Below are 19,761 nucleotides of genomic sequence, written 5' to 3' on the forward strand. Positions count from 1 at the left end.
TTATCCGGACTATTACATGGCTGATATCTCTTCAAGCGTAGCAAATGCCTCCAGCGGCAAGAACCAGACTCCCGGCGTTACCGAGTGCGAAAAAGATCCTCCTATCAGTGCTGTCATTCTTTACCCCAGCCTCGGCACGCCGTTGATCCTGGCGCCGGGGCAAACCAAGTGCAGCATTTTCCTGGGAGCGGCTGCCGAGGCGCGTACACATTTCACCATTGATGAGAAGACCAAGCAGGCACATACCATCCACTGTGCGACTGATCGCCATCTGCGCCTGTATGACATCAAGAAAAAGGACACAAAGACCGATACCACCCAGGGCACTTTGTTTGGGGATGGCAAGACATTTTCCAAGGCCAAGACAGCCATCAACGGCTGGCTGGTGGGTGACTTCGCCGCTGGCGCCCTGATCAAGAACCGGCACGGCCAGCCGTTTGCGACAATTTCAACCCAGGCCGCCGAAGTGTACCGGGGGCTAAGCCATGTCTACGAAATCGAGATAGACCTGACGCAGGGACCGTTTACCAGCATTGGCAACGATGCCTTCAAAACGTTTGCCTGGATGGTGGAAATCGATGAGGAACATGCCCGTCATCAGGAATATCAAGGGATTACCCATGTCGAAGGACAAGACATGTACATCCACGATTTTCTGCACAACCAGAAAAATGCCGCCGCCAATCATTTTGCGCGGCCCTATGAATTCAATCTCGATAATTTCCAGGCAACGGGCCTGCCGGCGCAGAGGGCCGACCGGCTGATGAGCTGGCATCCGGTCATTCGCGGCAAGAGCGACACGCTCAAGATCGGCCATTTGTCGGATGTGCACGTGAATGTGCGCCACAACGCGTTGGCGCAATCTCCGGCTCGCGTGATCGAAGACGATGCAGCGGGCGCATTGGCAGACAAGGTCGGCGGCAAGGTGTGCAACAGTTTCATGGCTCTCAAGGATCTGTTTGAGCAATTCGGCAAGGGCGAGAACCGTGCCGATGCGATCTTTCTGACCGGCGACCTGATCGACTTCAACCGCAATATCGACCCGGACAAGGTCGGGGGAACCATTGGCGACCAATGGAAAAATTTCAACGTGCTCGGCAAGCTCGACGACAAAAATCTGTACAAGCGGGGCATGGACGATATGCTGATGTACAGCCTGGTGCGGCACTCTTACCGGGAATTGACGCTTCCTGTTTTCATGACGACCGGCAATCACGAGGCGTATGACGTGCCATACGGAGTCAGCCCGCGCGCCGACTCCAGCTTGAGCACCTGGGCTAACAAGATGGGACGGATGGAAGAGATGGCAACCGGCATGTCGCCGGTGATGCCAACGATCAAGCGCGACGGATGGTGGTTCAAGACCTCTTCACGAGAAGAGCAGATAGCGGACCTGCGCAAGGATGTTGAGGCAGCCAGCGAGTGGATTGCCGGCAAGGCCAACGAAGGGATTGCCGCCGACCACAACATGACCATCTATGAAGCGACGCTGGCTTACGGTCCAACCTATGCGCAAATTTACACGGCGAGGAATTTTCACGCGGACAATTTCGACTGGTTCAGCGCCCTGTTCACGCCGCTGTCGGATTTTGTCATCCCATACGGCGCGAAACCGGAAGACCCGGCCGGCAAAGATGCAAAGCAGGTGCTGTGCGGCCTGGAATGGGGCAATGGCGAGGTCTACATCAACTTGAGCATGGAAAAAGTAAAGGGGATGGCGGGCGACAGGATCTGGCGCCAGAGCAGCAGCCCTGATGCGCAAGGCAGCACGGTCTTGCCCCGTGCCACGCATTCGATTAATGAACAGCAGAAGCATATTCTTAATTCTGCCGGGCTTTACAAGCAGAACTCCAAGGCAAAGCTGCTGGTGGCGACGCATTTCACCATCATCAACTACAACAAATCGCCGCTGAATGCCAAGCTCAGCATCACGCCGTTTGACAGAGTGCTGTCGGAAGGGCAGGTCCGCGTCGTCGATACGCCAGCTTTCAATGATGCCAATTTCGGCACTTGCGAAAAGAATCTCAAGTGGTATTTCGATACCTGTGTCTTTGTCGACGATACGCGGCGTGTCAATCATCACTTGTCCGGCCATAGCCATCGTTCGGGACTGTACCGGCCGACGCCAGAAGACCGCCCTAACATGTTGAGACGGGCCAATATTGCCGATTCACGCGACCCTGGGCTGCACGGGGAGCAAAAAAGCTCGGACCAGCACACCAATTTTATCGTCAGCAGCTGCGGCGGCCCGATCGGCGTGCAAAACCTGTATGGGGAGCTCAATGGCTGGACCCTGCGTCCGCCTAGCGGAACCTTGCTGGATGCTAAGGGTGGTGCGATTAAACAAGTCAAGACCAGCGATCCTAAAAAGAACACCCAGCCGCGTTTGTGCGTGGCGCTCGACTATCTGGCCGTCATGAGCCGTGGCGACAGCGATATTGCCATGCCGCTGAATTTCATGTGTACCGACTTCAAGCCTGGGCAGGCGCTTTTTTCCCGTACCGTGGATGTCACTCTTAGCGACCAGATGACAGGGTTGGCGTGTATAACTGGAATGAACATATGGGTATTTGTCGGGGGACGGGATGAAGAAACAGGCGACGCAAAAAAAACCTGGCACCGGCTCACGCCATCTTTCTCGGATGCGCCAAAGCAGTTGTTTGGCTCTTCCAGCGGCAGCAAAAAGCGCCTGACGTTTAGCGCATCGGATCTGAATGTGCTGGACAGCGCATTCAGGGCAAATGGCGGGACAAAAATCCCGCAAGCTTTTTGCGAAGTCTTGTTGAAGAAACCAACCGTTGCCGCCGGCCAGCCCGATTGGGGCAAAGACATGAACTTCAGCGATTCGTGGGTATTTCCGCTGGAGATTCAATTTAGAATAACGGAAATCGGAGCCGTGCCGCTTATCGGCAGGCCAGCCGGAGAGCGGGGCGAAGTGCCAGATTGGGGATGGTTATTTAAAACCTACCGGAACGGCCCAGGAAACAGCTATCCGGATCCTCAAAAAGTCATTAAAGGCTGAACATGATAATCATAACTTCACGGCGGAGTTTTCTGCGCCGTGTCAGTGTTTTTGCTTTAAGTCTAACCAACATAACAGGATGTGATGCCATGAGCAGCAAAAAACCAATTGGCGAATTTGGAAAAGTTTTTGACTACCTGCAAAATCCGGAGCTCCGCCAGAAAGAAAATGGCGACGCCCTCATGACAATCAATAGCGCGTCATTTGGCGGCACTGAATTTCATGGCCAAGCATGGCGCAACATCCGTTTCGTCGACTGCGATTTTGCAAGCTCATATGCCATCAAATTGAAGGGCAGTGAAGATCTGCAATTCGACGGTTGCCGCTTTGGCGGAATTTTGGGATTCGGCAAAATGAATCGGGTCCAGTTTTCCAAATGCGCGGGTGTCGGCAAGCTGAATCTGATCGGCGATCCGGGCAGTACGAAAGTCCGTTTCGAAGACTGTAAATTCCAGGGTGACGGCGCCGATCAAAACCATTTTGGCGCATTAGGGACCGAAGGCGAAACGGAGTTCACGCGCTGCCAGTTCAAGTACATGAGCATCTATGGCGATACCAAGCTGACTATCAGGGACTGTCAATTTGAAAATGTTGATTGCCCGATAGATGCGGCGACAGGCGGTTCTGAAGTTCTTATAGAGAACTCCAAGCTGCGCGGAAATTTTGATATGCGTCCTGCCGCATTTTTATCCCTCACCATTCGCAATACCGCCATCGATAACATCGACCTGTCCGAAGCCACGGTCAAGGGCGATGTGCTGATGGAATCGCTGGATGCGGGTTATGTCAATGCCTTGTTTGGATCGGCGGCAAGCCTGACCATACGGAACTGCCAGATCAAGGGGAACGGACGAGACGTATTCCAGACTTCGCCGGCCAAGATCGTGCGTATCGACATTGATAATGTCACGTTTGGCAAAGCCAGCGAAGGGGTGTTTATCGGTGGAGGCTTTTCCAGCAAGAAAGAAATAGTGCGCGTCAACCAGTCCCTGCGGCTTCACAATTGCAAGATTCCTGTGCTGGCGTCGAATCATATAAATACCGCAAACCTGATTCTCGATAATTGCGCCATCCAGGAAGCCAGTTTCAAGGAAAGCCGCATCAGCAGGCTGGACATCAAGAATACCAAAATCCTCGAAAGGCTTGATTTCACGAATACGCAGGTCGAAACGCAAGATTTGACGACATTGGCGCCGTATAAAGGACGTGTTGATAAATTAGACGGATCAAATGTAAAGCTGCCGGGTTAAGTTCGACGAACAGCAGACTCCGCAATTTTTAGATTGGAAAAACACGATGATGGAAACGAGTGAAGCCCAGGCAAGCTGGCTGGGTTTATTGCCAGTTGTGGTGGTGCTGTTGGTGCTGGCATTGCTTGTATGGATCGTCAAAATCGCCAGATCGGCAAAACAGCAGGAATCGGCTGCGCAGGATGCAAATGCCGGCACCCGCGCGTGGGATTGGATACTGCGCGGCATTGGCCTGTCGTTATTGGTTAGTCTCGCCTTTATTGTATTAACCGTCCTACTGGGCCGTTCCATCAATTCTGCTACGGTCGCTCCCTTCATTCCACCGCTGTTTACCTTGTTATTCATAGGATGGCGCCGCATGATGAGGATGGCGCCGGAGAGCGCGGATCCCGCCGTTCCAGCCCCGCGCCCGAACACATGGATCTGGCTGCTGGTGGCAGTCGGATTATTCCTGTTTTTCTGGCTGGCGTCGGTGAATATCGTCTATGTTTTTTATCTGGCCCTGCCTGCACTGATAATCGCCGCATGGTATTGCGCCAGGCGGCAATGGCGGAAAGAAGCTTACCTGGCGGTGGGCAGCGCCATCGCTTTTCCGTTTGTGGGCATCGGCCTTATGGTGGCGATGAACGTGTTGTCGATGTATTCTGGTTCTTACAGATGAATTTAGGATCGCACGAGGCCGCGAAATTGCGAGCGCCGCCTGCTTGGTTTAGTGTAGTTGGATTATTTTTTCAGGAAAAATCATGGCTCTAAAAATCATCGTAGTGGGCGACAAAACCAGTCATGGCGGTCATGTGATCAGCGGTTCTCCCACGCATAACGTGCTGGACAAGCCGATTGCACGGCTGGGCGACCTGGTCGAATGTCCGCTGGTCTATCCGGGTGGTAAACCGCACGGCGTCAACAAGATCATCGAAGGGCATTCGACGTTTATCCTTGACGGGATTCCTGTTGCGCTGGAAGGTCACAAGACCGAATGCGGCTGTACGCTGATCGGCAGCATCGGCGCCACCGTCGGGTAAATCGAGCCGTTCCATATCAAACGTTTTTGAATGAAAAAACGCCACAGGATCTGTTAGGCAGATTCTGTGGCGTTTGACGTTGCTTGTCAGGAAATCTCATGGTGCCGGAGAGAGGAAATTGATTCTGTTTAAAATCAATGAGTTATCTGTTTGTTTCGTAAAAAATGGGGATGGTGCAAATAGTTTTTGAAAATATCGCGAGATGCGAGACACTTCGAGAAATTGTGGCTATTTTGAAACGGATTTGTACTGTAACTAAGTATAGTAACGAGGATTCAATTGTCTCGTTAGTTCAAGGGGATATCCTCTACGTAACTACTGGCTCAGCGACTTACTCGTATCAATTCAGTATCACTCGCTACCCCAACTTTCAATAATGAGTATATGAAGTGCACTGAAACAAGGTGCATGTTCAGCGTATAAGTGACTATTCCTCGTCAGGCAGGGGTTTTGCGATTTTTGAGAAAATGTCCCAAAATTCTTGGGGTATCAGATTGAGCGTCATATAACTTTGATGCAAGTCGTTCGGTGGAAACGGATATGGGAAAAAAGCTTTCCGAACACTGGTTGCGAGAGAGTGATCGTCGCATTCAAGGAACCACCGCGGGTACTGCAGCTTGAGACCACCTTTAAAAAACACGGGAACGAGATTTCTTAAAAGAGGTTCAATTTCTGGGGAAGTCGCCAGAATTTTATTCCACACCGAATCCACGACGAGCTGGAGTTCTGCGGGTTTCTCTTCCTTTAGTCGAGAGCCGTTACCTTGTCGAAGTGATGGGATTTGGTGGAGCTGTGCGTGGAATTGTGAGCGCTCAAGCCATAAACAAAGCCATATATTCAAAGGATCGAATATATAATTTTCGATCCCGTTTCTACTCAGGACGAAAATGCCTTCTTCCTGCATGTTTTGATTTGGCGGGGCGTCTCGATCCAATATTCCATAGAAGCGTTCGAAATCCCATTCACGAAGAAATCGCACGGTCTCTTTCACTTTTGAACAGCCATCTCTAACGGAAAAAGATATGCCCGGGAAGCTAGGCAATCCAGCTTCCAGCATTAGAGTCCAGAGTCCCTTATAGAACGGTGGGTCAGAAGGTCCTTCAAGAACGATGAACCGTGTGGCTGCATCCACGGCGACGAGTCCACCCGTAAGTTTCGCTACTATCTCGGCTGAGTTTTGTACCGGCGCAATCCGAGGGGTACCGTATCGTTGTAGCTCAAATATGGAGCCTTTGGGAGCTAGTGCTACCGTTGATGGAGAGTGTGTCGTCATGATCACCCGGGCACCATGGCGTTCAACCAACACGCTTTGAAGAACGCTTAGAAATTTTCTGACTAATGAAGGGTGCAAATGAGCATCTGGTTCGTCAAGAATGATCACGTCGTAACTTTTTTTCCAGGTTTCGGCTAAGTATCGCCAGGCAATAATTGAAAGCATGATGCGCTCACCAGACGAAGCTTCGGAGACCGGGATTACCGTTCCTCGTTTAATGTCTCGAAGTTGCAGTTGGTATGGTGGTATCGGACGAGCGAGAATTGTTGGACGTTCTATTGATGGGGGGACAATCTCAAAACCGACATCGGCTTCCTTGCAAAATATATTAAACGTCTCCCATGGCGGTTCGCCAAGTTGTTCGATTGATTTTTCCGGATCCTCGAAGGTCCTCGCGGCCCTGTCCTTCGCGGCGACCCGCAGTACCTCATAACTAAGAAATAGGAAGGCTAGGTTGTGTTGATTACTAGTGCCTTGTGCAAGGCGCGCCGGAGTGAGGCGTGGCTCAAATTTGTCCCAGCCGGGAGGTATGGTCTTGAACGCTGTTGCGTTGTCATCCAACGCAGTAGAGATTTTTTCCCATTCGACATACAGAGGGTCGTCTAGATATGTCATTAGTGGGTTTAACGTAGGCATATCGTAGAGGCGGTGAGCCTCAGCAGAAATTCCATCTATCGTTGCTGAGCCCCAATCGGACGGGGTCCATGACGCGGCAGCGTAAAAGGCATTTCCTCCGACGTATCTTTTGCCATCGATATCTAGCGCGGTACCCATCGGTTTGCTTGGCATGGCTCGTGCTCGAGGGTCTCCGGGTATGTGCTGCCCATAGCCAACTGCTATAGCCTCCAATAGCTGCGTTTTTCCGGCGCCATTTTCACCGGTTACGATGGCAAATGGAGGAACGTCGGCCCAACTCATATCTTCAATTGAGCCATGTTTTCCATGTATTCGGTACGATATTGTGTCAATCATTTTTATCTTTATACCGTCAAGAAGTTAGTTGTCGTTTGAGATGTGAACAACGGTGGAGACAGATATGAAATCTGCGTCAGGCTTCCTTAATAGCAAAAAATGCTTATTGGCAGAGTGCAATATAGCAATTTCTGAGGTCGTGGCTGAAGGTTCTCTAAAATAAAGTACCACTCGGGAAAACCATAACCTTTATAACCTTTTGCAGAAAGTGGCTGAAAACCCTTGCTGCATAAGGCCTTGCAAGATTCAGCAAACTATAATCTCGGCATAACCTTGGCATAACTGGGTTATAAAGTTAAAGATAATTTCTATAAAAATAAATAACTATATAAATCAATGATTTAAGGTCTGGTTATGTTTTAGGTTATCAAAAGTTATAGTTCAACCATAACCACCTAAATCTATATAAATCAACGGCTTATAGTGCATAAAATCGCCTGGTTATAAAGGTTATGCTTTCCCCGAGGTCAAACCTGAAATCAGTTTTTCTTCGCTCCCACCAGATTCTCATTTTTACCCCTCCGCGTGCGTCGTTTTGCGTCGCTCTCTCACCACGATTTTTCGCCCTGCGCCGGTTGGTTTCTCCTATTGCGTCACTTTTGCAAATTTGAGTCGAAACCGCCCAATTTAGCGGGCAGGCGTGGCGGGGGGATGACTGCGCGCCAAGGGTTAAAACTCTCAAAATATTTCCTTTTTAATATTCACGGTGAGAACGCGCAGCAGCAGTTCAATTGTTTGTATATCGAAATCTGCCAGAACTACCGAAGTTGGGGCTGCGCTCAAAATATCGAGGCGGTCAATGGGGGAACGAGGCGATCTTGCGATCGAACTCTTCGCATAAAGCGATCTGGATGGGTGGTCGGAAGCGGTTTAGCAACACCACGATTGATTCTATGCCTACCAATCCGTTGTTCAAGGGCTGTATGCATACTGGGCAGGCGACGGAGCTGACTGCAGCAAATTAACAGCATAGGGCGGGCCGTACGCGCAACGAAATAAATGGTTGTTAGAGGGGAGTTTTGTTCTTTATGCAATACCTTTGCAAAATATTGTCACGAAACAACACAGTGAGGAATTTAGCAATAAAAAGCTGCTAATATCCAAGCTCAAATATTTCCCTCTGAGAACTCGGTCGTGTCTTTTCGGCTCGCCAAGATTGCCGATTCGCTGTTGCAATATGTCCAAGAGCGTCGCATCACTCAGAGTGAATCACGGATTGAAATTCCCGAGCATTCACAGGAACATGGCATGAGTAACGTACTGGAAAATTTGCAGGCATTAATTAACGGCCGTCAAAACAAGCGAATCCTGCGCCTATCGTTTCCGCACGACGATGGTCCGCATGCACAATTGCTGATCAACAAGCTCGACGCGATTGAAAATTTGTCGCGAGATTTTGAGTTCAAAATTGAATTACTCTCGGATGACCCAAGCCTGGCGCTCAAGGATTTGCAGGGCAAACTATTCAACATCGAACTTGTTCGAACTGATGGCACGCTCCGCTATTTCAGTGGTTTTTGTTTTGAGTTCCGTTCGATCCGTTCTGATGGTGGGGTCACCTTCTACCAGGCCAAACTAGGCCCGTGGTTGCAGTATCTGCACCTGCGAAAAGACAATTACATTTTCCACGGCAAGACCCTGCGCGAGCAGCTCGACAGCATCTTCAGCGACTACGGCACACTGCCCAACTGGGATTTCCGTGTCAGCGGCGAAGATTTGCCGATGACTGACGCCTTTCAGTTCGATGAAAGCGATCACAATTACATTCATCGCCGCCTCGAAGCGGCAGGTCTCTTGTACTACTACGAACATACTGAGCAGGGTCACAAATTAATCATCACGGATGACTCCACGCGTGCGACATCGATTGATGGTGGTTCGGAAATTAGATTTCAGCGTCACGGCGGCGCCATAGAGGAAGATGGTATAGCCCAGTTCTCTCCGGTTCGACAAATTGTTCCGGGCTCTGTATCGCTCTCGGGATTCAATTTCAAGAAGCCTGTACCGATCAATGCCGGCGTGCCAACTCTGAATAAGCAAGGGAATGTCCTCGATATCGAATCGTACGAATATGTCGGAGCCTATGGCGTGAAGAGCGCTCAAGATGCCGACAGGTTGTCTCGATTGCGCATGGAAGAGATTGAAGCAAGTGGGAAACACTTCGAAGCAGCTGGTAATAGCCGCTTTGTGATCCCTGGCTTCTGGTTCCGTTTGACCGGCCATTTCGCCTTCAATCTTTTCGGTAGCAAAGAAGAGGCCAGTAAAAGTGAGTTTCTCATCCTTTCTGTGCATCACAAGGCATCCAATAATTACTTGCAACAGACTACCGAGAAGGCCGAATACAGCAATACGTTGACGTGTATTCGAAAGATCATTCCCTGGCGACCGGGCCGCAGCTTCAATAGTGTCGACACCAAGATCACTTATCCGCAAACCGCTATCGTGGTCGGCCCATCTGGTCAGGGTTCGATACATACGGATGAATACGGACGTATCCGCGTACAGTTTCATTGGGACCGCATCGGCAATAACGATGAGAAGAGTTCAGCATGGGTGCGTGTAGCCAGTGCATGGGCTGGCGGTGAACTGGGAGCTAAGGCAATTCCTCGCGTCGGCAGTGAAGGAATTATCCAGTGGTTGGATGGCAATCCTGATAGGCCTATCTTTACTGGGGCCGTCTATAACCAGCGCAATATGCCGCCATGGAAATTGGCGACCCAGCAGCCATTGACGGGATTCAGGAGCCGTGAGTTGACACCTGACGGTGGCAATCAGCCTGGTGGACGTTCAAACCATGTGATCCTGGACGATTCCAATGGAAAAATTCAGGCACAGATAAAGAGTGACCATCAGCACAGTCAGTTGAGCTTGGGGCATATCACCCGCATTGAAGACAATGCTGGTCGCAAGGATGCCAGGGGTGAGGGCTGGGAACTGCGCACCGATGGTCATGGCGTTGCGCGCTCGGCCAACGGAATGTTGATCACCACTGAGGCACGCACCAACGCTGCCTCCCACATGAAGGACATGGGTGAGACGGTACAACGTCTCACTTCGGCGCGAGACCAACACGAGACGCTGGCCGACATGGCGCAGCAGGTTGGTGCGCAGGAGAAGCAGGGGCAGCAGGCCGATATCGCGAAAATTCTTAAAGCTCAGAACGATGCGATCAAGGGCAGTGGTGCCAGCAGCGACGGTACTTTCCCTGAGCTGTCGGAACCGCATCTAGTGTTGGCCAGCCCGGCCGGCATCGAGACCACTACTGCCCAATCGACCCATATCGCCAGCGGTGAACACACTGCAGTCACAACTGGTAAGAGCTTGTCGATTGCCAGCGGAGACAGCTTGTTTGCCAGTATCACGAAGACTTTCCGTTTATTTGTGCAAAAAGCCGGTATGAAGATGGTTGCAGCAGCTGGCGACATCGACGTGCAGGCACTTACGAACAGCATCAATATTCTGGCCAAACTGAATATCACGCACACAGCAAATCGCATCACGATCGTAGCGAAGGAAGAAGTTATGATCAACGGCGGTGGCAGCTACGTTAAGTACAACGCCGCTGGAATTGAACATGGGACAAATGGCGCCTATGTTGCGCATGCTGCGAACCACAGTCTCCCTGGCCCGCGCAGTTTTGACGAACATCAAACTGAAACACTCGTCGCGCAGGCGGGCCAACATAGTCAGCGATTTGCCTTTTCTGGTGCTGACGAAATAGCTGGGGCCTTCGGGTTAACCGGCTTACCCTTCCGGATTGTGGATGAAGCCGGTACCTCTCTTGCCGGAGGGGCAATCGGAGAGGATGGACGATTCCCTCGGCAAGATTTTGAAGAAGGAAAAAAACTGGCTTTGCATATCGGTGACGACAAGTGGAAGTTATTTGAGCCGTCACCAGCAGGAGAGGCTCCAGCCGATCAAGCAAACGTTGATGCAGATGAAGATGCGGAACTGCATCATGAAGATGATCCATATATCGGCGCATTGGCCGGTGATGACGAAACCGTTCATCTTTCGGCTGACATAATCGGCCACTACTTTGAGAATCCCGAGGGGGAAGCATGATTTTTCGCAAGAAGCAATTCGCAATGAGAATTTTTCTGTACGTTGTGTTTTATCTTAGCATCGGTTTCGCTCAGAATGTATTGGCCAAAGACGTCTTCCCGATGACTCAAGGTCTGCATGAGTGGAAATTGCCAGCAGGTAAAGTGATTTTGGTGGTCGGCACTTATCAGGACACAACCACGTTTAAGCGCAGTTATAACTTTTATTTCCAAGCAAAAAATAGTGAAACCTGGAATCAAGTTCCAATCTTGCGCAAACCAGATGACCTGCAATTTACATGGTCAAGCGCAAGTGGCGGGGATGTCACATTGGCGGATGGTATTGTCTCGGCGCAGGCGAGCGGCGTCTATTTTATAAGGGCGGACAAGCGAGCCGATAACGGCTGGTACGAAAAGGGCGAATCTGTCGTCACATGGTTTAAGTTTTCTGAAGCGGACAATGATCATCCTGATGATCCTCCTTATTCTTTGAAGCCAGTGTTCACAAGGCGCTACTCCAAGACGTTGAATTTAAGCGTCGAAGATATCTTAAATAAAGAATCCGCTCTCAAACCGGTGAAATGAAGGTCCGAAATGAGTCAAGAATTTGTCAGCGCCAAATATACATACGAACACCTTACTGTTGATTATGCCGCGGCCGACGGAAGCCACTTGTTGCGTACCGGTGGCACTATTGCTTGGCGCTTTAATAATCCAGGAAACTTGCGTCCGGCAAAAGCAGGTGTGGCCATTTATGGGGCGATAGGTGTTGGGAAAACGAAGTCGAATGGTGAGTTTTTAATTTTTGCGAGTTACGAAAAAGGACGAGCACAAAAGAAAGCTTTGCTCCGACGTAAGTACAATGAACGTACTATCTACACGATGCTTGCTGGTGTGGAGGACAAGAATGGGAATGTAACCCAAGGGTATGCACCCGCCAGCGATAACAACGATCCCCAGGTTTACGCGGATGCCATTAGCAAACAGACGGGTTTTCCGACGACGAAAAAACTCAGCGATCTTACCGATGCTCAACTCGATTCCGTTCTTGATGCGATGGAGAAGCACGAAGGTTTTCACAACCAGCAATCGACCAGAAAAGAACAAGTGGTAAATACCACAACTGTCACTATCTCCGATGGAACAAAACCCAAAGCTAATCTCCCAGTAAAGATCGACATTGGCGGAACGAGTCACCAAACGAAGACTGATGACAAGGGACAATTGCCTCTCATCGCGCACTTAGATATTGGGAAGACCGTTAGCATTTTTGTTGCTAGCGTCGAAGGGGAATGGAAGAAAATCCACGACTTCGTCATGGGTGATAAGTCGAACTCGTTTGCTCTGTTTAATAATTTACGAACGTACGTCGCTCCAACTGACTTAAAGAAAGTAAAAAGTGACGCGCCGTCAAAGCGTCGGCCTGTGCACTATGTGATTCAACCCGGTGACACGCTCAGCAAAATTGCCAAAATTTATAAAACTACCGCTGAGGAAATAAAGAAAGACAATCCGCAGATCAAAGATGAGAAGAAAATATTCCCATCGCAAGTCATCTCTATCTATGGAAGTTTTTCACCTCAATCCGGGAGCAGTCAGAAACAAGCTAGGCCGAAGTTGGAGCAAGTCCCTAAAAAGAAGGTGCCAAATGCTGCCGAGCCGGCGCAACCCGCTGCCGCAGCCGCACCAAAGGCAGAAGAAAAGAAGCCACCTAAACCGCCTGCCGAAAAAGTGGAGTTGGCGCGTAGTAAGGATGGCAAGGGAGAGCCAATAGCGCTGCTGCAGCCAGATCAGCAGCGCGCCCCATGGATGGCAGTCGCAATTGCTGAAGCAAAAAAATGGGCGGGAAAAACAGAAGATGTGATTACCGAGACATCAAACTATCATGAATTGATCGGCGTCACGTCCCTTAAGACTTTGAAGGGAACTCTGAATGCGTGGTGTGCCTCGTTCGTGAATTATTGCTTATCCACGGCTCATCCCGCTTACGTTAAATGGAAGAATCCGATGCGCGCAAGGGGAGTGGCTTCAGATCCTAATTTTGTCGAGATAAAAACACCGATCTTTGGGGCCATCGCGCTAATTGGCACTCATCACGCTACGTTGGTGTATGCTAAATCGGGACACGATTATATTTGTTTAGGCGGCAATCAATCCGACCAAATTAATTTCTCTCCTTTCCGTAAAGGAGTTCGTTTTTTTGTGCCGGTTGCTTACCAGGAATTTGCGAAGAAAGACATAGAAAAAGCGAACACTCTGGCAGAGCATTCGGCGGAAGAATTAAACAAGGAATTCGGAATCAAGACAAAGACCAAAAAAGGAGATGCTACAAGATGATTGGGGCAGCCATGCAAAAGAATATTTCACGAGCAGTATTGCCAATAGTTTTCCTTGTCTCCGCGAGTTGCAGCAGTGCTTTTTCGGCGGAAATAACGACTTCCAAAATTGATCAAAAAATTCTGTCCGCTGAACATATCGAACTAAAAGGGGATTTAATTTCTGCAACTAATGTACAGGACAAGATAGGCCAGCACATATTGGTTTTGACGGAAAAAAATGGACCATCGAAAACCGAAAAAAATAGTTCCAGAAATGAGCGCATAGATTTGCGCGCTGTTTTTTACGCTAAAGACAATGCAGGTTGGGTTGAGGAATGGACTATTTCGGATTTTGTTGACTGTCCAGGTTTAGATTCCAGCGCGTCTTTTTTCGCGAAGAACGTGACGATTACTGACCTGAATAATGATGGAGTGGCCGAAGTCACGGTTCCATATAAGATGTTTTGTGGTGGAGGGATTGATCCTAGCACCGTCAAAATCATTATGCGAAAAGGTAAGGAAAAATTCGCCATTAGAGGGGAGTCCCAAATAGTTATTCAGGGCCAGGAACCATACGGTGGGGAGAAGACTTACGATAAATCTTTGCTGCTACCCGAAAATTTGGTCTATAAAAAACACCTTGATGCGATATGGAATAAGGTTTACGTCGAGCGGCACTGAGATCAAACGGCATGGTATTGAGAAATCTAAATACAGGTAATGATTAGAAGCGAACGTCAGCAGTTAGTGCTTAAAGAAATGCAGCAAATCGCAAATGACCGCGGTGGCTTATGTTTATCAGACATCTATATTAATTCTTCCACGAATTTGCTCTGGCAATGTGCGAAGAAGCATCAATGGCATGCAACCTCCCACAGTGTAAAGCGCGGCAGCTGGTGCTTACGTTGCTACTACGACCGTATGCGCGGCAGCGTGGAAGAGATGCGTGGGTTCGCAGAGCGGCGCGGTGGGCAGTTGCTGTCCAAGCGCTATGTAGACAGCAGATCCCAATTGCGTTGGAAATGTGCCGAGGGGCATACCTGGGAAACGACTGCGGCAGTGGTGCGTGGCGGGCGTTGGTGTCCCAAATGCCATGTCGATAGAAAGCGCGGCACAATTGAAAAAATGCAGGAGCTTGCAGCCAGCAAGGGTGGGCTTTGCTTGTCAGATACCTACGTCGACAGCACTACACACCTGCAATGGCAATGTGCTGTGGGTCATATCTGGAGCGCTCAGCCGGAACGAGTTCGCCGCCACTGGTGCGCGCAGTGTTCATTCGAGCACATGCGTCTGGGTATCGAAAAAATGAGGGAAATTGCGCGGGATCGAGGCGGCCGCTGTCTGTCAGATATTTACACTAATGTGGTAACGCCGCTGAGTTGGCAGTGCATCGAGGGTCACACTTGGGAGGCCCTGCCGATGTATATTCGTAAAGGGCGCTGGTGCCCGGAGTGCCGTCGTATTGCGCAAGACAAGCAAAAAATACTGAACAAGAGCAAGAAGAAGAATCGATTCTCAATACCTGAATTGCTTTGAGCTGTACAGGTGGTTATTTTTAGGATTCCCATGGCATACGATTTTATTGTGTATTTGAATCGCCGCAATATGCCTTCGCCTCAAACATGGCAGACGGCTATTTCTGAGGCTGATTTCCCCGTACTCCTAGACATCAATTTTGATGTCGACTCATTTTCTGGCTTTCTGCCATGTCCCGTAAATGGACATCTCTCTGGTTTTGAATACTACTCGTCGGAAATTTCGCCGGGAGATGAACGCGATGCAGGTGAACCTGCAGATACAGATTTTTCGATTCTGTTCTCAATTGGAACTCGGCCGCTCGAGCTCGTTTCGGCCCTTGCCGCGTCAAGCGTGCTTGCTTCAATGTCGGGAGGGGTAATTTGTGACCCGCAGGAGGGACAGTTTATAGATGCGAAGGATGCTATAGCCTGGGCAAAGGAACAACTTAGCCAACAACAGAACTGACCGACCTGCTGCTGTCGGTCAGTAACGGTTATGAGTGCGATTTCTTTGAAATCGGGCAGTTAATTTCCGGTATCGGCCCAGAGTGTGTAAAAACGGATCCAATCGGGATCCGTTTTTACACACTCCGGGCCAGGAGCAGTCGCTAACAAACTCAGCCCAAAGCGGACATCTGATCGTCATCGTTATATGTTGCCGCTTGAGCACGGTACGCCAACCCTTTACAGCCTGGTCCGTTAGATGGACCTAGAATACGAACAAGGAGTGCAAATAGTGAGTAACGGTAACCGCCCGCCGGTATGGCAAATGGTTAAAGAAGCGGTCCAGCAATTGAATGGCGAATGTACGTATCAAGCAATTAAAGCAAAAGTGAGGTCGATGTACGGCGATGGCATAAACGACAGTTCAATGACATGCAGCATTATCTCGGGGGCGGTGAATCATCCATCGCGTATCCATTACAGCGACAACAAGAAGCCACGGCTCACCGACACAGCCTACGATTACTTGTTCAGCATTGGGCGCGGACGGGTTGTTTGGTACCAGCCTGAGAAACACGGCGTGTGGGAAATCGCGCATTCTGCCGACGGCGCACTGATCGTCCGCCTCGCGGATGGCGTGGGCGACAATCTAGCGCAGATCGCCGAAGCCGTAGAGGCAACCGATGAGTCGTACAGCATGTTCGCTCTAGAGGCGCACCTTCGCGACTACCTCGCCAAGAAGCTTCCGAAACTACCTGGTCACGATGCGCCGCTTGCGCTATACCGCACGGACGATCGTGATGGCGTGGAATTTCAGACCGACGTTGGTCCCATCGACATTTTGGCGACCAGCAACGGTGACTTCTATGTACTCGAACTGAAAGTCGGTCGCGGACCGGACGCGGCTCTAGGACAAATCCTTCGTTATATGGGCTGGGTCAAAGTGCACTTAGCGGGCGACAAGAATGTGTATGGCATCATCATTGCGTCGGACATCGGCCAGAAACTGCGTTACGCGGCAACGCAGGTTCCGAATGTCCGCCTGATGGAGTACGACCTCGCCGTAACGCTTCGCTCCGCGGCCCTGCATGTTTGACCAGGCATCATTACTGGTCCAGGCAACGCCAAGACTAGTTACCGCCCCTTCAATGGGACAACAGAAAAAGCGATGGGCTCAAAACGGCCGAGGCTGTGTGAAAACGCAAAAGACATGAATTTTCGTGGGTAGAGTGACCATTGCCGATATCGAGAAAATCGCGTAGCGGTCGTTTTGAGAGGCCGATTTTTACGTGAGCCGAATTTTTCTGCGTTTTCACACAGCCTCGGCCAAAAGCTGACTTTGACGCACTTCACCAAAACGATATTGCTTTGTTAAGTTCCAAGTGGCAACATGCGGTAACAATTTTTCCGCCACGATTAAGTTGTTCAATATCGACGCATATGCGTTTCGGTCCACGTAGTATTTATGCCCGCATCTAAACAGGCGTCCGATTGGGAGAGCATGCAAGCTAAGTATCGAATTTCAGAAGAAGACTACGTGAACACGATGAAGCTGTTTGTTAAGCTAACTCGGCACCAAATTTTCATTTATGCAGCGTTAGCACTGGTCCTAATCGCGCTTGCTGTGTTTGGTTCGTTAGTTGTCAAAGCCGGTGCAATCGGTGGACTTGCGGGAGGGCTGATTGTGACGGTGCTGGGGCGATACATCATTGCCCCCATAATGGCTCGTCGGCACTATAGAAAATACAAAGCCATTCATGAGGAGTTCACAGTTGAACTACTCCAAGATGGCGTCCGTTTTATTTCTCCGAATGCAGATGGAAAACTCATCTGGAACCACTTGGTGAAGTGGCGTCAGAATGACAATTACATTCTCATCTATCCGATGCCTAGGCTCTATCATATCGTGCCAAAATCTGTCGTATCTGACGGCTTTGACGTATCTTTGTTGATTAATCGATTGACTCAACATGTTGGCGGTCCAGTCTAAGCGGACAGCTACTCGCTCTTCAAGCCCTTACATTGCCAGGCATATCTGTCCAGTCATTTACCGGTTCATTCGCGGAGTTCGCCTTGATGCTGTCGTTTGCCGCTGCGTGCTTTCGGCCAAAAGCTGTCGTTTCGGATACGTACCACCAAGAAATGGCGACCGCGAATTACCCTATAAAGAAAGACAAAATGAAATCGAAACTTGTACGCCTCTTGTTTGGGATATCGCTGGTCGCAGTAGTGCAATTGTCTGTTGCCAATGATAAGTTCGCACTTTCACGAGGCACGTATCGCATCGAGGGAACGTGCGAACGGACCTTTTTTTTGGGAGCGGACACCACTCCGATATGTAAGTCATTTGCTGGAATTGATGCCAAAAACCCAGACGCTCCGATATTCATATTCCCTCTCGAAGGGAACGCATGGTTCTTCGTTTCATCTGGGATGGTTGCAGTCTCTGCGGACAATTCGGTTGCGACCTACAAGATTTATAGGTTATTTGACCAAATGTTGAACGCTGAATTCAGCTACAACAATGGTGAGTGTGAATTTTCCATGAAGGACACCGCTCCGGCCATCAGGTGCACTTTATGGAAAGGAGATGAAAAATCTACCATTGCGCGTGAGATTTCCTTTGTCGGCTCTGGAACTTGGCAATTTTCCAAAAAGTAGTTTTATCGTGTTTGGTGAACATGGCATGATGCGCGACATGAACGGGTCGTGAACCACCATTCGCCGATGGCTATTGGCGCAAATCGGCCAATAACGGCCTTTGATGTGCAAGTCATGAATCGCCTTTCGGTATGATGCAATTCACATTTATGACGCTGTAAAAATTAGGCTTATGACCGGTAATCAGGAATATGTATAAAGCGTTTATTGATTTCAGCGAACGGATTTTAGGCCCAATCTTTTTCATTTTTTTCGGGCCGATTTATCTTTGGTATATGATTCCTGCGTGGGTCAACTTGGAGCCAGTAACAATAGGCAAATTCTCGCGTCACATAGTATTTTATGAAACGAGCCCAGTGCTCTACGTTTCAACGGCAATATTTACATTTTTGGCGTGTTTCACGGGCTGCGTTTGGGGATTTACTAGATTATTTAATATTCGATATTTCCTGAAATTTCTTCCATCAAATCAGAAGAAATCGTCGAAAAATTTAAAGTTTTGACGCTGACGGTAATCCATCAAGCACGGCACGTTGCAGCGATGCCCGCTACCGGCCAGAAGCGGACCCTCACAGAGAGTTCATAATCCCGATACTTTAATTTTCCCTACCTAATTTAGATGCAATTACACGAACAATTAGAAACCGTCGTTGACGAAACCACATTCCTTGCGTTCGTCGCAGCTCTTGAAAAAGACCGCCGCGCAAGTGCAGGAGGACGCGTTGATGACTTCGGGCGAAATGAACACGGATGGGAAAATCATTCGATTGAGGACTTTCTGGAAGCTGCTCATGCTTGGGCCGAAGATTCAGCATTCGGCTCTAAGCAAGGTTTGGCGTCGGAGTCCCCTTGGAAGAAGTTCGCGGTCTTTCTCTTTTGTGGGAAGATATACGAATGATGCCAAAAGAAAAATAATCCGCAATCGGCCAATAGTAGACGTTACTGTTTAATTGAATTAGGTGCTAACAATGGGGTACTTAAGATTGATGCGACGTCGAGGCGAAACGCTCTACACAGGTAGTGAGCAAACTGCGCTATTGTCGCTGCTCACTAACCTTCCGGGAGTCTCTGCCGCAAAAATTGATGGGGTCCATCCGAAAGGCGGTTATCGCGTCAACTGTGCCATCACTAAAGAGGAATTTGACAGCGTAATCACAGAGCTTGAGTCGAATGGCTGGATGTCGGCAATATAATCAGCTATGACTGTCTGCAATCGGCTGTGGATTCAACCGGTGGATT

General features: G+C 49.6%; 15 protein-coding genes. 14 read left to right on the forward strand and 1 reads right to left on the reverse strand.

Features of this window, described 5'->3' with window-relative positions; translation table 11 throughout:
• Positions 1-16: 16 nt before the first annotated feature.
• The 4 genes from AC07RZ_RS02885 (at position 17) to AC07RZ_RS02900 (ending at position 5,294) form a co-directional block, all read left to right on the forward strand.
• Positions 17-3,022, forward strand: a complete 3,006-nt coding sequence (locus tag AC07RZ_RS02885; protein WP_494666821.1) for a metallophosphoesterase — start codon at positions 17-19, stop codon at positions 3,020-3,022.
• Positions 3,023-3,111: 89 nt separating this feature from the next.
• Positions 3,112-4,272, forward strand: a complete 1,161-nt coding sequence (locus AC07RZ_RS02890) for a right-handed parallel beta-helix repeat-containing protein (RefSeq protein WP_494666822.1) — start codon at positions 3,112-3,114, stop codon at positions 4,270-4,272.
• 46 nt (positions 4,273-4,318) lie between these two features.
• Positions 4,319-4,933, forward strand: coding sequence for a hypothetical protein (locus tag AC07RZ_RS02895; protein WP_494666823.1), 615 nt, complete (start codon positions 4,319-4,321; stop codon positions 4,931-4,933).
• An 82-nt stretch (positions 4,934-5,015) separates the two neighbouring features.
• Positions 5,016-5,294: a PAAR domain-containing protein gene (locus tag AC07RZ_RS02900; RefSeq protein WP_092397614.1), complete on the forward strand. Its 279-nt coding sequence runs from the start codon at positions 5,016-5,018 to the stop codon at positions 5,292-5,294.
• A 427-nt stretch (positions 5,295-5,721) separates the two neighbouring features.
• On the opposite strand, the gene AC07RZ_RS02905 is transcribed toward AC07RZ_RS02900, so the two are convergent.
• Positions 5,722-7,539, reverse strand: coding sequence for an AAA family ATPase (locus tag AC07RZ_RS02905; protein ID WP_494666824.1), 1,818 nt, complete (start codon positions 7,537-7,539; stop codon positions 5,722-5,724).
• A gap of 1,248 nt (positions 7,540-8,787) precedes the next feature.
• Here AC07RZ_RS02905 and AC07RZ_RS02910 point away from each other — a divergent pair.
• From AC07RZ_RS02910 to AC07RZ_RS02955, 10 genes are all read left to right on the forward strand, one after another.
• Entirely contained in the window at positions 8,788-11,604 is a 2,817-nt protein-coding gene (locus tag AC07RZ_RS02910) for a type VI secretion system Vgr family protein (protein WP_494667036.1), read from the forward strand.
• Entirely contained in the window at positions 11,601-12,167 is a 567-nt protein-coding gene (locus AC07RZ_RS02915) for a hypothetical protein (RefSeq protein ID WP_494666825.1), read from the forward strand. The genes AC07RZ_RS02910 and AC07RZ_RS02915 overlap by 4 nt, the downstream gene beginning before the upstream one ends.
• A 9-nt stretch (positions 12,168-12,176) precedes the next feature.
• The gene (locus tag AC07RZ_RS02920) at positions 12,177-13,919 is read left to right on the forward strand and encodes a C40 family peptidase (RefSeq protein ID WP_494666826.1); all 1,743 of its coding nucleotides are present in this window, start codon (positions 12,177-12,179) and stop codon (positions 13,917-13,919) included.
• 11 nt (positions 13,920-13,930) lie between these two features.
• Positions 13,931-14,581: a M949_RS01915 family surface polysaccharide biosynthesis protein gene (locus AC07RZ_RS02925; protein ID WP_494667037.1), complete on the forward strand. Its 651-nt coding sequence runs from the start codon at positions 13,931-13,933 to the stop codon at positions 14,579-14,581.
• Between the two features lie 39 nt (positions 14,582-14,620).
• The gene (locus tag AC07RZ_RS02930) at positions 14,621-15,436 is read left to right on the forward strand and encodes a zinc-ribbon domain-containing protein (RefSeq protein WP_494666827.1); all 816 of its coding nucleotides are present in this window, start codon (positions 14,621-14,623) and stop codon (positions 15,434-15,436) included.
• Between the two features lie 30 nt (positions 15,437-15,466).
• The gene (locus AC07RZ_RS02935; protein ID WP_494666828.1) at positions 15,467-15,883 is read left to right on the forward strand and encodes a hypothetical protein; all 417 of its coding nucleotides are present in this window, start codon (positions 15,467-15,469) and stop codon (positions 15,881-15,883) included.
• 270 nt (positions 15,884-16,153) lie between these two features.
• Positions 16,154-16,957, forward strand: a complete 804-nt coding sequence (locus AC07RZ_RS02940; RefSeq protein ID WP_494666829.1) for a DUF7669 domain-containing protein — start codon at positions 16,154-16,156, stop codon at positions 16,955-16,957.
• A gap of 405 nt (positions 16,958-17,362) precedes the next feature.
• Complete coding sequence (locus AC07RZ_RS02945) at positions 17,363-17,851, forward strand: YcxB family protein (RefSeq protein WP_494666830.1); 489 nt, start codon at positions 17,363-17,365, stop codon at positions 17,849-17,851.
• Positions 17,852-18,039: 188 nt separating this feature from the next.
• Entirely contained in the window at positions 18,040-18,522 is a 483-nt protein-coding gene (locus AC07RZ_RS02950) for a hypothetical protein (protein ID WP_494666831.1), read from the forward strand.
• Positions 18,523-19,141: 619 nt separating this feature from the next.
• Entirely contained in the window at positions 19,142-19,420 is a 279-nt protein-coding gene (locus tag AC07RZ_RS02955; RefSeq protein ID WP_082797976.1) for a DUF7660 family protein, read from the forward strand.
• Positions 19,421-19,761: the final 341 nt, after the last annotated feature.

The organism is Collimonas sp. GW821-FHT07E08, assembly GCF_059418905.1.

Bases quoted from the DNA above. Each gene is read 5' to 3' on its own strand.
- AC07RZ_RS02885 (WP_494666821.1), top strand. From the start codon at position 17: ATGGCTGATATCTCTTCAAGCGTAGCAAATGCCTCCAGCGGCAAGAAC.
- AC07RZ_RS02890 (WP_494666822.1), top strand. From the start codon at position 3,112: ATGAGCAGCAAAAAACCAATTGGCGAATTTGGAAAAGTTTTTGACTAC.
- AC07RZ_RS02895 (WP_494666823.1), top strand. From the start codon at position 4,319: ATGATGGAAACGAGTGAAGCCCAGGCAAGCTGGCTGGGTTTATTGCCA.
- AC07RZ_RS02900 (WP_092397614.1), top strand. From the start codon at position 5,016: ATGGCTCTAAAAATCATCGTAGTGGGCGACAAAACCAGTCATGGCGGT.
- AC07RZ_RS02905 (WP_494666824.1), bottom strand. From the start codon at position 7,539: ATGATTGACACAATATCGTACCGAATACATGGAAAACATGGCTCAATT.
- AC07RZ_RS02910 (WP_494667036.1), top strand. From the start codon at position 8,788: ATGAGTAACGTACTGGAAAATTTGCAGGCATTAATTAACGGCCGTCAA.
- AC07RZ_RS02915 (WP_494666825.1), top strand. From the start codon at position 11,601: ATGATTTTTCGCAAGAAGCAATTCGCAATGAGAATTTTTCTGTACGTT.
- AC07RZ_RS02920 (WP_494666826.1), top strand. From the start codon at position 12,177: ATGAGTCAAGAATTTGTCAGCGCCAAATATACATACGAACACCTTACT.
- AC07RZ_RS02925 (WP_494667037.1), top strand. From the start codon at position 13,931: ATGCAAAAGAATATTTCACGAGCAGTATTGCCAATAGTTTTCCTTGTC.
- AC07RZ_RS02930 (WP_494666827.1), top strand. From the start codon at position 14,621: ATGATTAGAAGCGAACGTCAGCAGTTAGTGCTTAAAGAAATGCAGCAA.
- AC07RZ_RS02935 (WP_494666828.1), top strand. From the start codon at position 15,467: ATGGCATACGATTTTATTGTGTATTTGAATCGCCGCAATATGCCTTCG.
- AC07RZ_RS02945 (WP_494666830.1), top strand. From the start codon at position 17,363: ATGCAAGCTAAGTATCGAATTTCAGAAGAAGACTACGTGAACACGATG.
- AC07RZ_RS02950 (WP_494666831.1), top strand. From the start codon at position 18,040: ATGAAATCGAAACTTGTACGCCTCTTGTTTGGGATATCGCTGGTCGCA.
- AC07RZ_RS02955 (WP_082797976.1), top strand. From the start codon at position 19,142: ATGCAATTACACGAACAATTAGAAACCGTCGTTGACGAAACCACATTC.